Source organism: Microbacterium sp. EG9 (assembly GCF_059759475.1).
This window is the reverse complement of record NZ_CM186217.1, coordinates 971,668-987,156: the sequence shown is the minus strand read 5'-3', so window position 1 is coordinate 987,156 and position 15,489 is coordinate 971,668. Positions and strand designations below refer to the sequence as shown.

10 protein-coding genes are annotated in these 15,489 nt (G+C 62.2%); 3 read left to right on the top strand and 7 right to left on the bottom strand.

From position 1 onward, the window contains the following. Window positions 1-165: 165 nt before the first annotated feature. Window positions 166-1,953, top strand: a complete 1,788-nt coding sequence (locus AC6CQV_RS04545) for a 2-isopropylmalate synthase (protein WP_498260400.1) — start codon at window positions 166-168, stop codon at window positions 1,951-1,953. 16 nt (window positions 1,954-1,969) lie between these two features. Here AC6CQV_RS04545 and AC6CQV_RS04540 read toward each other — a convergent pair whose 3' ends face one another. Next, on the bottom strand, window positions 1,970-2,743 hold the full coding sequence (locus AC6CQV_RS04540) for a dienelactone hydrolase family protein (protein WP_498260399.1): 774 nt from the start codon (window positions 2,741-2,743) through the stop codon (window positions 1,970-1,972). Window positions 2,744-2,822: 79 nt separating this feature from the next. Beyond that, complete coding sequence (locus AC6CQV_RS04535) at window positions 2,823-3,269, bottom strand: hypothetical protein (protein ID WP_498260398.1); 447 nt, start codon at window positions 3,267-3,269, stop codon at window positions 2,823-2,825. Window positions 3,270-3,526: 257 nt separating this feature from the next. On the opposite strand from AC6CQV_RS04535, the gene AC6CQV_RS04530 reads away from it, so the two are divergent. Beyond that, the gene (locus AC6CQV_RS04530) at window positions 3,527-3,838 is read left to right on the top strand and encodes a hypothetical protein (RefSeq protein ID WP_498260397.1); all 312 of its coding nucleotides are present in this window, start codon (window positions 3,527-3,529) and stop codon (window positions 3,836-3,838) included. Window positions 3,839-4,175: 337 nt separating this feature from the next. Here the strand turns inward: AC6CQV_RS04530 and AC6CQV_RS04525 are convergent, their stop codons facing one another. Continuing rightward, the gene (locus tag AC6CQV_RS04525) at window positions 4,176-4,385 is read right to left on the bottom strand and encodes a hypothetical protein (protein WP_498260396.1); all 210 of its coding nucleotides are present in this window, start codon (window positions 4,383-4,385) and stop codon (window positions 4,176-4,178) included. A gap of 1,013 nt (window positions 4,386-5,398) precedes the next feature. On the opposite strand from AC6CQV_RS04525, the gene AC6CQV_RS04520 reads away from it, so the two are divergent. Further along, window positions 5,399-9,154, top strand: a complete 3,756-nt coding sequence (locus AC6CQV_RS04520) for a YobI family P-loop NTPase (protein ID WP_498260395.1) — start codon at window positions 5,399-5,401, stop codon at window positions 9,152-9,154. Between the two features lie 238 nt (window positions 9,155-9,392). On the opposite strand, the gene AC6CQV_RS04515 is transcribed toward AC6CQV_RS04520, so the two are convergent. From AC6CQV_RS04515 to AC6CQV_RS04500, 4 genes are all read right to left on the bottom strand, one after another. Then, window positions 9,393-10,229: a hypothetical protein gene (locus AC6CQV_RS04515; RefSeq protein ID WP_498260394.1), complete on the bottom strand. Its 837-nt coding sequence runs from the start codon at window positions 10,227-10,229 to the stop codon at window positions 9,393-9,395. A gap of 66 nt (window positions 10,230-10,295) precedes the next feature. Beyond that, complete coding sequence (locus tag AC6CQV_RS04510; RefSeq protein WP_498260393.1) at window positions 10,296-11,186, bottom strand: hypothetical protein; 891 nt, start codon at window positions 11,184-11,186, stop codon at window positions 10,296-10,298. Window positions 11,187-11,330: 144 nt separating this feature from the next. After that, complete coding sequence (locus AC6CQV_RS04505) at window positions 11,331-13,211, bottom strand: UvrD-helicase domain-containing protein (protein ID WP_498260392.1); 1,881 nt, start codon at window positions 13,209-13,211, stop codon at window positions 11,331-11,333. Next, window positions 13,208-15,394, bottom strand: a complete 2,187-nt coding sequence (locus tag AC6CQV_RS04500) for an ATP-dependent endonuclease (RefSeq protein WP_498260391.1) — start codon at window positions 15,392-15,394, stop codon at window positions 13,208-13,210. Before AC6CQV_RS04500 ends, AC6CQV_RS04505 begins: the two co-directional genes overlap by 4 nt. Between the last annotated feature and the right edge of the window lie 95 nt (window positions 15,395-15,489).

Genomic DNA, 15,489 nt, shown 5'->3' with positions numbered 1-15,489 from the left:
CTCGTCTCCTCTACTTGTCTGAGGACTTCTGCTAGATTCTACCCGTGCTCACCGCAAACCTCCTTCTCCTTCGCCGCCACGGCGGGGCGTAGCCGGACCGGCTCCCCGCCGTGGGGCTGAACACTGCGCCGGTCTTCCCCACGAGACCCTGAAGGACTCCTTGTCATGACCACCACGATCGCCCCCTCCTGGAATCGGCAGCGCCCCTCCGGCATGCCCTCGCACCGCTACACCGACGCCTACTCCCGTGTCGACGTGCCCCTGGGCGCCGACCGGCAATGGCCCAACCGACGGCTCACCCAGGCTCCGTTGTGGGTCCCCGTCGATCTGCGCGACGGCAACCAGGCCCTCGCGGAGCCCATGGACCCCACCCGCAAGCGCCGGTTCTTCGAGTTGATGGTGCGGATGGGCTACACCGAGATCGAGGTCGGCTACCCCTCCGCGTCGCAGACCGATTACGACTTCGTCCGCCTCATCGCCGAGACCGACATCGCCCCCGACGACGTCACGATCGTCGTGTTCACCCCTGCGCGCCGCGACCTGATCGAGCGGACCGTGGAATCGATCCGCGGCATCCGCAACGACGTCGTCATCCACATGTACACCGCGACCGCACCGATCTGGCGCGACACCGTACTCGGCAAGGACCGCGACGAACTGCGGGAGCTGATCCTCGCCGGCGGACGGGACGTGCTCCACTTCGCCGGCGACCTGCCGAACGTGCGGTTCGAGTTCAGCCCCGAGGTGTTCAACCTCACCGAGCCCGACTACGTCATCGAGATCTGCGACGCGATGACGGAGTTGTGGGATGCCAGGCCCGAGCGCCCCGTCATCCTGAATCTCCCCGCCACCGTCGAGATCGCCACCCCCAACGTGTACGCCGACCAGATCGAGTACATGCACACCCACCTCGCCCGCCGCGACGGCGTCATCCTCTCCGTCCATCCTCACAACGACCGCGGCACGGGGATCGCCTGCGCCGAGCTCGCCGTCCTCGCCGGCGCCCAGCGGGTCGAGGGCTGCATCTTCGGCAACGGCGAGCGCACGGGCAATGTCGACCTCGCCACCCTCGCCCTCAACCTGCACGCGCAGGGCGTCGACCCGATGATCGACTTCTCCGACATCGACGAGATCCGCCGTACCGTCGAGTACTGCAACCGCATCGACGTGCACCCTCGACACCCCTATGTCGGCGATCTCGTGCACACCGCGTTCAGCGGCACCCATCAGGACGCCATCAAGAAGGGCTTCGCCGAGCATCGCGCCCGCGCTGCAGCCGAAGGGCGCGACGAGAGCGAGATCGCCTGGCGGGTTCCCTACCTGCCCATCGACCCGGCCGACATCGGCCGCAGCTACGACGCCGTCATCCGCGTGAACTCCCAGTCGGGCAAGGGCGGCATCGCCTACCTGCTCCAGACCGAGTACGGCATCGAGCTCCCCCGCCGGCTCCAGATCGACTTCGCCCGCCACGTGCAGCATCACACCGACACCACCGGCGGCGAGGTCACCGCCGAACAGCTCTGGGATGTCTTCTGCGCCACCTACCTCACCACCCCCGTCGACGCTCCGATCGAACTCGTCGACGTCGTGACGACCGACAAGAACACCCGCATCACCCTCCGCGCCGGCGGCATCGAGGACACCAGCACCCACGACGGCAACGGACCCGTCGACGCACTCACCACGGCGCTTGCACGACACGGGTTCGCGATCGAGATCCTGAGCCTCTCCCAGACAAGCATCGGCACCGGAGCAGACAGCGAAGCCCTCACCCTCATCGAATACCGCCACGGCTCACGTACCGCATGGGTCGCCGGCAAGGACCGGTCTGTGCTCACCGCCTCGTTGACCGCCGTCATGAACTCGATCGCGAGCGCCGAGGATCGGATGCGGCCGGGATCCATGGTCACCTCAGTCGTCACGCCGGATCGACGTGAAGACGCCCGGGAGTGACGCGAACCCGGGCCTCTCAGTCGAAGACCTCGCCCAGGAAGGACTTCATCGCCGTCCAACTGCGGCGCTCGGCGGTGGCGTCGAAGAGGGCGCCGTGCTCGGGTGCGTTCGCGTCGGGGAGGGTGAAGGCGTGCATCGCATTGGCGTACGTGACGACCTGCCAGTCGATCTCGGGAGCCGTCCGCAGATCGTTCTCGAAGGCGAGCAGCGCATCGTCCGGGGCGACGGGGTCGGCCGCCCCGTGGAGGACGAGCACCTTGGCTGTGATTCGCCTCGCCTCCCCCTCCGGACCGGCGAGCAGGCCGCCGTGGAAGCTCACGACGGCGTCGACGGGGGCGCCTGTCCGGGCCAGCTCCATCACGGAAGTTCCGCCGAAGCAGTAGCCGATCGCCGCGGTGCGCGCGGGGTCGACGGACGGCTCGGCGAGCAGCCGCTCGAACGCGGCCGCGAGCCGCTGTCGCCACAGCGCGCGATCCTGGTAGAAGCCACTGGCGACGGCGGCGGCATCCTGAGGTGCGGGGCGGATGTCCGCACCGTAGACGTCCGCGGCGAACGCCGCGTAGCCGAGACGGGCCAGCATGTCGCAGCGCATCCGGACGTAGTCGGTCACACCGAGCCAATCGTGTACGACCAGAATGCCTGGGTAGGGGCCGCCCCCGGCGGGACGGGCCTGGTACCCACGAAAAGCGACACCGTGCGCGACGTAGTCGACGTCGCCGGAGACGACCCCGCCCGCGGGAAGAGCCTCGCGGTCGAGGATCTCGTTCAGGTTCTGGGCGTAGGTGGTCATCTGGTGCTCCTCTGTGAGGGAAGACAGGGCGGCGTCCGCGCGTAGGCGACCGCGACTCCCATCCTCCAACGGACGTGAGTCACACACGGGCCCTTCTTCCGAGGAGGGACCCTCGTACGATCATCACGATGAGGGCCACGAGACTCAGCGGCGCCGAGAAGAACGCGAGATCGAAAGAAGCTCGCCAGCTCCCCTGCCCCCAATACTCGTAGTCCCAGTACGCATCAGCGAACGCCGTCACCGGCCACACCAACGAGCCCCACACGAAGAGCACGAGAAAGGTCACGTGATCCCCGCGCACGCGTCGGTCGAGAACGTGCAGATGCCAGTGCAGAACACCGATGACGAAAGCCTGGAAGACGGCGACGAGCGCAACCTGCCCGACGAGGTACTCCCGGTCGCTCGCGGAGAAGGTCGCTGCATTGCGAAGGACGAGGAACTGGTCGGGAACTCCTTGGAGCACGAAGATCGCCGCGAAGACCACGAACGCGACCACCGCGATCAACCACAGACTGGGGCGTGGCACCGGCATCCTCCCCCTCTCACAAACTACCCTCTGGATGGAGGAAATCAGTGGCTCAACGACCTCGAGGTGGCCGCGAACGTCGAGTACGGCAGCTACCGATGCTGAGCAGATTCCTGGCCGCGGCGGTGGCCTGTACCGCGGGAGCACTTGGCCTGACAGGGTGCGAGACGGGTGCGGGTTATGGAGTCGCTGCTCTGCGCCAGGCGAGCGGCGGCTCAATCCGAGTCGCCATATGTGCCCCGACAGACGCAAGCAGATTGAGTTTCAGCATCCGCGACCTCACCGCGGCGAAGGATTGGACGATCGTCGCCGAGTACGAAGGGAAGCACACGTTCACACGTGGAGAGGAGATTGAGCTCGGCGAACCAGTCGCCGGCATGCGGCTGACCCATAGCGCGCAGCTCTCCGCCCAAAGCGGTCAGGAGTACACCCTTCTCGTCGACGGGCAGTCCGAGCGGACGGTGTATTGGAGCGCTGTCGACTGGACCAGCGTCGGAAGCGGTTGGCTCCAGGTGAATCACTCGGCGAACCTACCGGCCGTGACGGCCCACGCATGCCCGAACAGGTGACGCAGTTTCGAGCAAGCCGTTCTAGCCCGAGGGTCTCGTGGATTCTCACGATTGTGGTGAATCACCACCGGGAGGGAGATCGATCTCGGTACGCGGCAACGGTGAGCGGATTCCGGCATCACGACTGCGCCGCCGCCTGTACCGGTGGCAGGCCGAGAGCGCTCGTCCATTCCAGGCACGTTCGACGGTCCGCGCCGGCCCTTGGCGAGGGGACCAGAGAGGGCTAAAGAGAACTGGTCGCCAGATACGAACCATCCTCGCGACACTTGCCGACACCGGAGCGAGGTGTGCCGGAAGTCAGGCCGAATCAGTCGCACTCATGCGCAGCGAGCCGCGTTCAGCTGGGTAGCCATTCCACCCCGCCGCGGAGAGGCCTCCAACCGAACCGAGTTCGCTCCAACTCAACTTCGTCGGAGTCGCGGGGCAGCCACTCGACACCCCACTCATCGAGCAGCGATGCGACATCATCGTTGCCTTTGAAGTACATATCACCCGGAATTCCGGCCACGGGCGGCGGGTCGAGCACCAACGTCCACCACTCGATCATGGTGTCCGGGTAGACGAACAGAAGGCGGCCGGCCCAAGGGCCAGATGTCACGCGCCCTATTCGGCCCTGACGACCCCAGAAGCTATTCGTTAGTTCCATGTCAGAACATTCTCGGGTAGATCACGTGGAGATTTGCGTACTGGGTGTTGCCGCGGAAACCATACGTCAGATTGGAGGAGGCCCCAAATCTCCCCTTCCAGGCAGAAGCGCGATACCCGTTCAGCGCATTCTGGTGCGCTTCGTGGCCGACGACACGGAAGCGGAGCGGTGCATTCCATCCGCGGACGGATCGAGCAGATCGAGCGATTGGACAACCCAGTGCCCACCCCAGACACGACGAAGCCCCGACGAGAAACGATTCCTCATCAGGGCTTCAGACCGTCGGGATGACAGGATTTGAACCTGCGACCCCTTGACCCCCAGGTACCCGGATCGGCCGGTTCCCCTGATTTTCCGGGCCTCTCCACTCTGCGGGAGGTCCGTTTTCACATCATGAGTTGCATGGCTTGCATGCATCAGGTCCCGGCTAGGTCCCGGCTCTTGGCAGCCGACCACTGATCCGCCGGTGGTTTACATGGCGTTTGTGGAAGCATCGCCGAAGGCCTCCGCATTGGGAAGGTATGTCCCGCCGTGGCGAAGCCCTCGACGCTTTCGCGCGCTGCGTGGACGCTCGCGACACCCTCTTCCGAAGAGACGACGCCGAATTGCTCACACGACGCCGCCACTCCGCAGACGATCTCGACCAAGCGGGCCGTGGCCTCGCGCAGCACAACCGAGCACAGATCCTCATACTCTCGTCGGCGCAGCTCAGCCGACACTGGGCCTCCTCGGTATTTCGCCGAGCAGTGGTCTGCGCGCTCCTGCTCATCGACCAACCGACGGGGAGCCTCAGTGCTTCTCACCGAAGCGATGTTGATGACGTTGCGCACGCAGAAAAGCACATGACGCGTGCAGCACCGACGCCACCGACCTGGTGCCGGTGGATTGTCCGGGCATCTCAATACCATGGGCACATGTCCGAGAACGCAATCCCGCATCCACAGGGAGACAACCTCCGACCGGGACAGCAGTTGCGCCTGACGAGCCTGGCACCGGCGTTTGACGACGAGCAGCACCAGCTGTACTACGACTTGCTCGTCCGCGCGATCGACGCCGAAGGTACACGCAACATCGCGCTCACTGGCGCATACGGCACCGGCAAGAGCAGCATCCTCCAGCGTCTCAGCGAGACTCACGGGGCCCAAACGGTACAGCTCTCGCTCTCGACAATCGCGCCCGACGACCACGACACAGATGCCGCCAGTCAGAACTCTGTCGAGGATGGGCCAGCGTCGCGCACGAACCAGATCCAGAAGGAGATCGTCAAACAGCTGCTGTATCGGCTTCCTCCTGAAGCCGTGCCGCGATCGAGATTCCGTCGGGCGAGTGCGCCGAACAGGCGTCGTGACTGGGTGGTCGCCGGCGCCATCGGCGCTGCCGTCTTCATAGTTCCTTTTGGGCTAGGACTTGTCCAACCGCTTGTAGAGGCCCTCTTGACGGTTCTGTGGCGGCAGATCGTCGCATACGTCCTGATTCTGGGGCTGGCAGTGGGCGCTACTTGGGCGATCATTAGCGTGCTCCGCGCACGGCCGACGATAAGTGCGTCCGTTCAGGCCGGCGCCGCAACGGTCACCCTGTCGAAGCAATCGGATACATACTTCGATGAGTACTTGGACGAGATCGTCTACTTCTTCCAAGTGAGCCGCCGCAACATCGTCGTTATAGAGGACATCGACCGGTTCGAAGACGTGCAGGTCTTCGACACGCTCCGCGCACTGAACGGCCTGTTAAACAGTTCGGATCAAATCGGCCAACGCATCATCTTCATCTACGCCATACGCGACAGCGTGTTCGAGCAGATCGGCGCGCCGCGGCGAGATGGCAAAGACATCCCTGCCGCGATCGAGGACTCCGACCGCGCGAAAGCGACGTTGAAGCGTGCGAGCCGCACGAAGTTCTTTGACGTGATCATCCCGGTAGTGCCATTTGTCAGCGCCGACAACGCCCGTGACGTGATGTCGGACGCAACGGCGAGTGATGAGTTCAAGATCAACCCCGCACTCATACGTCTTGCCGCCCGCCACGTCGCCGACATGCGGATGATTCACAACATTCGCAACGAGTTCGAGGTGTACCGAAACCGCCTTGTCGTTCCGGCGAGCCGCGTTCCGGGTATCGACGATGATCTCGTATTCGCGATCGTACTGTTCAAGAACACGCATCTCACTGACTTCGAGAAGATCCGTCACCGAGACAGCACGCTCGACCTCGTCTACAACGTGTGGCGCGCTCTTGTACGTCAGAATCTCGCGACGCGCGCCCAGCAACTAACGAGTTACAGAAACAGCCGGCACCTCGAGGCCACAAAGAACGCGCGTGCTACTCGCCTCGGACATGCTCTTCTCCAACTTCGCGATGGGCTGCTCGCGGCAGCTCAGGCAACAGCGCCCCAGGCAACGGTCGAACTGACAGGCCCTGGTACAAAGGGCAACCTCGACGACGCAGAAACCTGGGCTCGGATCATCGCTGGTGAACCCCAACAGCTTCAAATCCGTGATCCGGGCTCCTACCGCGTTCCGACGATCAATCTGTCATTCACCGCCGATCAGCTCGCTGAAATGTTCGGCATCACCGTCAACGCGGACGGATGGGAAGCTGTCGACCTCGCCGAAGTAAACGCAGCAATCGTGAAGGAAGAGCAAGCGATAGATTTCCTGCGACACCACACCTGGGAAGAGCTGTGCGCCCGTCCCGAGTTCAAAGTCGACACATCTGAACTCGCACTCACTGACTCGTCTGGCGAGCCACTCGACGGTGTGATCTCCTTCGATGATGTGGTCCAAGCGGCACTCGAGTCAGACCTCGCGCGCGATCTGGTCCGCCACGGCTTTCTCACATCCCACTTTGCCCTCTACTCCTCGAGCTACTACGGCAACCATCTAGGTCCCGACGCGATGGAGTACATCCGCCGTTGCGTCGAGCCCGGGATACCCGACGCATCGTTCCCGATGAGCGACACGGACGTTGTCCAACTCCTACGCGAACAGGACGCTGAGAACAGCGACACCGCCGACTTCTTCGGTGACGCGAGCGTCTTCAACATCGCGATCATGGACTACCTGCTTTCGAAACGGCCCGCAGCAGCGGCCACGGTCGCCCGACGCCTGTCTCTCCTCGGCGAACAAGATCACGAGTTCCTAGACACCTACATTGCCCAAGGAGAGCACCCTGCCCGTCTACTCGCCGCACTGGCACCCTACTGGCCAGGCGTACTCCGATATGCGGCAGTGACTGCGCCTGTGGACGCCGCTGTCCGCCCCGCGCTTCTCAACGCCGTGCTCCAGGTCGCACCCAACGACGAGTTCGAGACTGACCGAGAAGTCGGGCTAGTCATCCAAGCTAACTATCAAGACATGGAGGCCATTTGCCAGCCAGTCTCGGCGGATCACGCCGAGATCGTCCTGCGGATCGTGAAAGCAAACGGGGGATCACTTGAGTCCCTCGCCGACCTAAACGACGACGCACGGGATATCGCAGTACAACTCCGGATCTTCCCCCTAACCGAAGCGAACCTACGCGCCCTCCTGCCCACCGGTCCGATCGCGCTAGACACTCTGAGACCCAACCAAGACGTCTACGCCTACGCGCTCGACGAGCTCGAGGACTACCTCGACATCGCAAGCACCTCACCGCAGAACGTCCAGACCGTCGCCGATCCAAAGATGTTCGCGACCGTCTTGACCGAAGCAGCAAAGCGTTCGAGCGCTGACCTGCTCGGCCGGCTCGTCGACATGTCCGCCGCTGACTGCCAAGTACCCGCGCTCAGCGACACGGCCGTCCAGGCGTGGCCGTTCCTTGCCAAGAGCAACCGAACCGATCCCACGTTCGAGAACGTGTCTGAGTACATCGATCAGTTCGGAGTAGACGAGCACATTGGTCCGCTGCTTAACAAGCACAAGAAGATCACTGACTGGCAACGCTTCCCCACTGAGAAGCGGATCGAAGTGGCCATCGATGTGCTTGCTGCAAGTAGCGCGATCACCTCGACCAACACGCGTGTCCGCATCGCCGCAAGCATCGCCCCCGGCATCATCGAAGCAACCAGGATCACCCCGGAGACGGGCGACTTGGTCGCGCGGCTACTGAAGCGTCGTCTACTCGCAGACGACGCGACCGCGTTCTCCGCGGACCTCATGGTCGATTGGGTGACCCTGGAGACAACGATCGCTGCATCCAAGAAGTTCGAGACGTTCGTATCACCCGAAGTGCTCGACGTCTCCAAGATCCCGCCTCTACTACGCAGCTCGGCCATCCCCGCAGCGACCCGACTCGCGGTCGTCTCAAGGGTCACCGCTTACCTTGCTGGTGCAAGCCGGCTGCAGGTCCGAACACTTGCCAGCGCCCTGGCTGAGAACGGATGGGGCTTGCCCTACGAAAGCATTGAGGCGTTGAGGGCCGCTGGCGCGACTACCGGACAAGTTGTCGCGCTCATCGCCGCTCGAGGAGACCGTCTTCCGGTCGACCAGCTCAAGTTGCTGCTGCGAGCGCTGGGAGGTGACTACTCGCGCGTCGCGAACGGAGGACGAGGGCGCCCCACGTTCAACGTCGATTCAGCTCACACATACGTCTTGAATCGACTCGTCGGCGACACTATCAAGCAAGTTGAAACCGAGACCTTCAAACTCAAGGGACCAAAGCTGGTCGCCCCTCTCCAGCAGGCCAGCGTCTAGAGGGAATTGCAAGCACGATACGACGCTCCGAGAGTTGGACAGCTGTGCCTACTGCACTGGTTGCACCGCGGGCAAATTCCTTCGCCAGACACAGCGGATCGCCCGGGGCCAGCTTTAGCAGGGTCAAAGATCGCATGTGGTGTTCACTGCAACACCCCCTACATTTCATCTCTCATAAGTACAACTCTGATCAGGACTTACTCGCTCCTGGAGACGGCCCAAGACCCGGCTCGCTCATCTAGGCACTCCGATAATGGAGTCGCGGGAGCGGCAGTTCCAAGTCGAGCTTCGGAAGGCTAGTTCCGAACCTCGCCCAGTGACCGTTGCAGACGTGTAGTCCCTCTGTGACATCGCGATCCTCGTACCGATGCATAAGCCAAAGATGAACGTCATCAAGGGGCGGGTTTAGTTGCGGGGGCATCAGGTCGCGCGGATTCGGCGGCGGCGAGTAGCGGCTGAGCGCTGCGGTGAGGTTCCCGGGTGGGCCGAATGGGTAAATCACGAGGTGCTTGTTCGGGTGCCCGTCCAGCTTTTCACCTAAGGCCCGCACTCCCCCTCGCTGCTCATTGTCAACGATGTGCAGTGATTGTCGAATCAACGTCCACGGATTGTCTGGCGACGGTTCATGCGCGACAGACCACCTGACCTGATGAGGCTCCGTGTACGAATGCTGGCAGCGCTGAGCGCAGATCACCTGGACACCGTCGTCGTAGACCCCGAGTCCGAGGATCGGATCAGGGTCAGCCCCTGGAAGCAACCGTCGCTCGTCGCGAGATGACCAGTGATATTCGCAGCCGGCTTCGACAGTCCATCGAAGGACATCCGCCTTGATCTTGCTGCGCACTTCTCTGGTCGCGCCTCCCAAGATCATGTACGGGATCATCACCCACACGCAGTGGGGCAGTGTCGGCTCCGCCATCGGATCGAGGCGTTGTTCTGCTTCACGAATGGCAGACGGCGTGGTCGTAATCACTTCCGCGACGTGCTTCCCGTCCGCGGATAACAGGTCGGACATGCTTGACCTGGAGCCGTCGTCATACAGTCGAAACTCCACACCGATCTCGTCCGACAGCATTAGCCTCGCGTGTTCTTCTTCCCTTCTAGACACCAGCCTCACGCCTCCTCGCACTCACAGCGATCGTCAGGGCGTGCGCCAAATCGGGACGCCCGCGGCTCGCAGCGCTTCGGGCACACCGTCGTGCACGTCGCGCATTGCCGACGAGAGCGCTTCATAGCCGGCGTGCGTCTCGGCCACCACATCTTCGAGCACCGGCGGTACGTAATCCGAGAACGTCGACACGCTCAGGGTCAGCGTTCCCGCGGCCTTGTCGGTCACCCACGGGTTTACAGACGGCACGCCACCTTCGACACTCTGTGGTCGCAGGCGGTGATATCCCGCGTCTCGCCGGGCCACAAGCGCAGCCCACGCCGGGCTTCTCACGAGATCGTCCAGCGGCTCGACGAGATCCGCCAGCCCGACCTCTCCCGTCTGCCTGGCAGCCGCCAGGATGTACTTCATCGTCTCGGGATTGAGGGAGAGGTTTGCAAGTCGTCCGGAATCAAACGGCGCCGGGAGGCCGGTCCAGCGAAGCTTCGCGTCGAGAACCGCAGCTTTGCTGTGGATGCGGATGACGCGAGCCACCACGTTCACAACGGCATGGCCGGCGCTCACAGCCCAGAGCCCGGATGCTTCAGCGACTGCACGTCCGGCGATATTGCGATGGTTTGCGGTTGCGGGCTCTGTAGCGGTATCGCGCCAAACCTCAGCATCGCGAAGCGCAGCGAATGCGAGCCCAAGTTGCTCACCTGCGGCGGCCGCTCGTCCTAACAGATCCGCGACGTAGCCGTGAGGCAGTCCCTTGCTCACGCCTTGTATTTCTGCCCACTCGTACTTAGCGCCCAGCATCTGCCAGTCGTGCGAGACCATGGCTCGCACCCTGTCCGTATCCGTGAACGGCTTGCCCACATCGCCGGGTGACAGGGTCCCAACGACGGAGGCCACCACGGCGCCCTTCGACTTCTGATCGCTCATAGGAGACATCGTGACGCGGCCCACTCCCGTGGCACAACCGATGCTGAGGCGCATGTCACATTCGTCGTCATTCCACGTCGCTGATGCCTGGCTAGGGTCATCAAACTCGATCCTGGCGCGTAACCGGCGTGCGACCCGCGTCGGTCAGTTCGGAGGTGACAGGTCATCGACGGTGAAAACCTGAATATGCTGCCCTATCGCTGACTCGCGAACTGCCTCGACGGCCCGAGCTATGTCATCGGAGAACAGGACGATGGCGACTGATTCCCGCGCACGAGAGACGCAGACGTAGAAGAGCCTGCGTGTCCGCTCGATCGCAGAGTCGGCGCCCCTCGATTGGTTGTCGACATCGGTGGCCGACAGCTCCTTTAGGCCGAGAAGCTTGTCATACGAGTAGAGGGAGTATCGCCCCTCGCTGTCGTCGAGGACGACAATCACGCGGTCGAACTCAGAGCCCTTCGTACCATGCTGTGTGGAGTACGGCGACTCCTGCTTGACGTAGGTGTAGTAGCCCTCCAACTCGGACAAGACGCACTCGGACATGGCGTTCAACACGTCGACATCTCGCTCGTCGAGAACAACGTCGCCGTGCTCGCCCTCCGGGTGAAGGTACGCAGCCATTCGAGGATCGATTTCGATGAGCTCAGTGCTGGATGCGCTGCGGAGCAGGTCGCCCAGCTTCGCGGCTCCCGGATCTAGTGCGAGCTGGCGCAACTCCCCAACAGCCGCCTTACTAGATGCCAGGACAGCCTTGAGTTGCCGGGATGCCTGCCCAGCACGCACGAGAGGACTGCTCTCTCTTAGCACCGCCAGAACTGCTGGCGAACTTGCATCTTTCGCCAAGCAGAGCGGCAAGATCACGTCCCTGAACGGCGTCAGTGGCCACGCGTTGCCTTCGTTGAAGGCCTGACCCAGGCTGCTGGCCTTGAGATCATTGAACGCCGCGTAGAGATTCTCGAATCCGAGGCGCTTGGCCGCCATGCGATGCACGATCATCAGGATCTTGGAGCCGCCCTCGTGCGCGGAGCGAGTCCAGTTCCCTGAAGTGCTATGTTCGTCGAGCCAAGAACGGACAAGCTCCAGCCGATCACTCCGTTGGTCGTCTGACGGAAGAATGAAACAGAAAGCCTCTCCGTCAGTTTGTTCCGATAAGCCACTCACCTGTTGGAGCGAATCGCCTTCTGAACGAATGGCATTCACGCAGGCCAACACCCGCCGTGACGAGCGGAAGTTCTGTGGCTTGTCGACGTTCACCCACCCGGGCTCCAGCGACACCGATACGACACCTTGCTGGTAGATCTGCTGCATCGGGTCACCGAAGAAGCCAAGACACACCTTCCCGCCCGCGAGTGACCAAACGTGCTTCAGCGCCTCGACGACCTCAGAGAAGGTGTCCTGACTCTCGTCCACAAAGATGAACGGGAACTGCCGGCCCACGAGCTGCGCCAGGAGCCTTCGTTCGACGATCATCTCCGGCACCATCTTGATGACATCCGCATGGCCGACGATGCCGCGGGCGTAATCGGCACCGATGCCGTACGTCCACCGGTTGACGTCCTTCACAGCGGCTTGCTGGTGTCGACGCTTCTCTAGGTGCACCGCATCGTTGTCCTTGGTCGTCTGACGTGTGCCGGGCTTGTAGTTCGCTTGCTTCTCAAGGACCCCGGCAATCTCCTCGTCGATGCGAGCCGCAACCCAGCCGCCGATGTCCTTCTGGAACGGCTTCGCCAGCGCCCACAAGAAACTATGGATAGTGGATACGGAGGCGAGCGGATCGTTGGCGATCTCCTCGTGGATCTCCCGCGCGGCAATCTCGGTGTAGGTGATGCAGGCGACGCGCTGCGTCTTTGCGAGCAGTGACGGCCCTCGGTTTCTAGTAACATGTGCCAGCGCCTTCACTAGCGACGTGGTCTTGCCTGATCCTGCGCCAGCTACGACTGTGAAACCGATCAGTTGATCCCGGTCCAGGATCTCTCGAATTTGGCGATCGGCGTCGGTGTCGGGCGCATCAACTCGTGACGTCATTCTGAGCCCGACCCCCCAGCTACCTGGTTGGCGAGTTCCTCCGGCACGACAAGCTCCAGTTGCTCACGCAGCCACTCAAGGCCCTCGGTAATGTACGCGGGAGATTTCCAGGACTGCTCGGTCGCCGCAATTACACCGAGAGCGAAGGCGGTCTTGTCGAAGTGCGTGCCCTTAACGCGTTTGAAGAGCTTCTCATGCAACTCCTTGATCGAGAGTTCGGACGCCTTACCAATGTGCAGTCCCAGGTCTTTGCCGTCCACGCTCTGCGTCCAGTCGAGATTCTGAAGAGCGAACGCCTCCTCCAACGTCCGAGCAGCTCTAACCTCCTGGGCCGCCTGCCAGGAGACGGTCTCTTTGGTCTGATAGGCAACGCGAACCAAGCCGGGGCTGCCGTCAGGACTGACGGGTGCCTTCTGATCAGCGCCGGCCGCTAGCAGTTCACCGATGTCCTCGACTTTCGGGAGCCACTGCTTCAGCGTCTCGTTGGAGGTGATTGCTCCAGGAGTATCTACCGCACAGGCAGATGCGCGCTTGTCATCTTCACCGCCCCTCCCCGTGGCATCCGGAACAGCCACGCTGTCGAGATCCGTGATGACGAGCGTCGGAAGGCTCAGGAAGGCTAGGAGCTTCGCGAACTTGTACGCGAAGGCGCCGCCGACCTCAAGGATCGTCAGGTGACATGAGCGGAGCTCAGGCACGAATCGCTCGATGACGAGTGGTAGGAGCAGGCGCTCGACGTTCCCTTCAACGAGAACGGCGGCATCCGCAAAGAAGAGATCACAATGGGTCAGCTTGATGTACTGCTGCAAGAATTCCCGCGTCGTCGCCTCCTCATCGTCGTAGAACATCGACAGGTTCTTGACGTCGCTGCAGTGCAGTCCGTTCGGCGCGACTGATCGGCAGAAGTAGCGGATCGGTTTGAAGTTGCTCTCATAAATGATGTGAGGCGAGTGTGTCGTGACCACCAGTTGCGTCTGGAAATCCGCGTCAGGCGCGGGCAAGATCTCGAGGATCTTCCGGATGAACACCTGCTGTAGTTGAGCGTGCAGGTGGGCTTCTGGCTCCTCGATCATGACCAGGTGGATCGGCGGACGGTCCACCTCGGCCTCCGCCCATGCCTGATGAAAATCGAGCACTTCGACCACCATGAAGATGAGGTTCTTGAAGCCAAGGCCGTTGTACTGATCGGGGAGCATCTGCTCGATGGTCACGCCCGCACCCGCTGGCACGGGTAGCGAGTAGTGGACTTTGGCGCTGGTGCTGAGGATGCCATGGGCGTTGAACGATGCTTTGACGACCATGCCGGGATTGGCGACCCCGGGGTAGCCCACCTCCCCCAGTCGCGCCAGGGTCGGTCCGAAGACCTCAGCGAAGTGGTTGTTCAGCCGCTCCTCCGACTCGGCGATAGCTCCGAGCGCGTCCAGGTCGCTATCCTGCTTTTGGAGACTCCGATCGTAGAAGCGACTCAGACGCTTCGAGAGATCCTCACTCCTGCCGTGCGAGTCGACATCGGACAGGTGACGCTGCGCGTTCAGGAAGTCGACGCGGATAATCGAGTCAACGATGCTCGACGCGCCGGTTATGTGTGTGCCAAGGAAAAACGGCTCGTACCCGTCGTTCAGCACGAACTGGTCGTCGCACTCATTAGCGTCGAGGGCGTAGTACTTGATCTCGTACTCCTGCTGAAGCCGCTTCGTTAAGTACTCCACCATGGTTTGTGGCCACGGTTTGTAGGACGTCTCGACGTCACCAGTGGTCGCCTCGGCCTTCGCACGCGCTTCCTTAAAGTTTGAAATCAGCTTGGCGCCGTCTCGCGGCGCATACACCATTCGCACACCGACGGGTTCGCCTTCCCAGTCAAGGCTCGGCAGGAGTTCGAGCACGCGGTGGAGGTTATCCTCGTCGACGTCGAACCACAGATCGAACGTGATTCGAGGAAGTTCGACGTCTGGATCCGCGTCGTCAACGTCGAAGGAGTCGAAGACCTCCCAGCAATCGGCGGTGAAGTCGTAGATCTGAAACGGCGCACGGGGTTGCTGCGACAGAAACATCTGAAACAGATGCGTGGCGGACGTCTTACCACTGTTATTTGCGCCGACAAATATGGTGCGCTCCTGCTCGAGGTCAACACGAGCACTCTTGAGTCGTCTGAAGTTCTCAACACGAAAACACCTAATGTGCACTACAAAATCCCCTCATGCGGCTAACGAAACTCATGGCTTTACTCTGCGCGCATTTCTAAAGATGAGTGAGGTATCAATTAAAGCGTCTGTTAAGG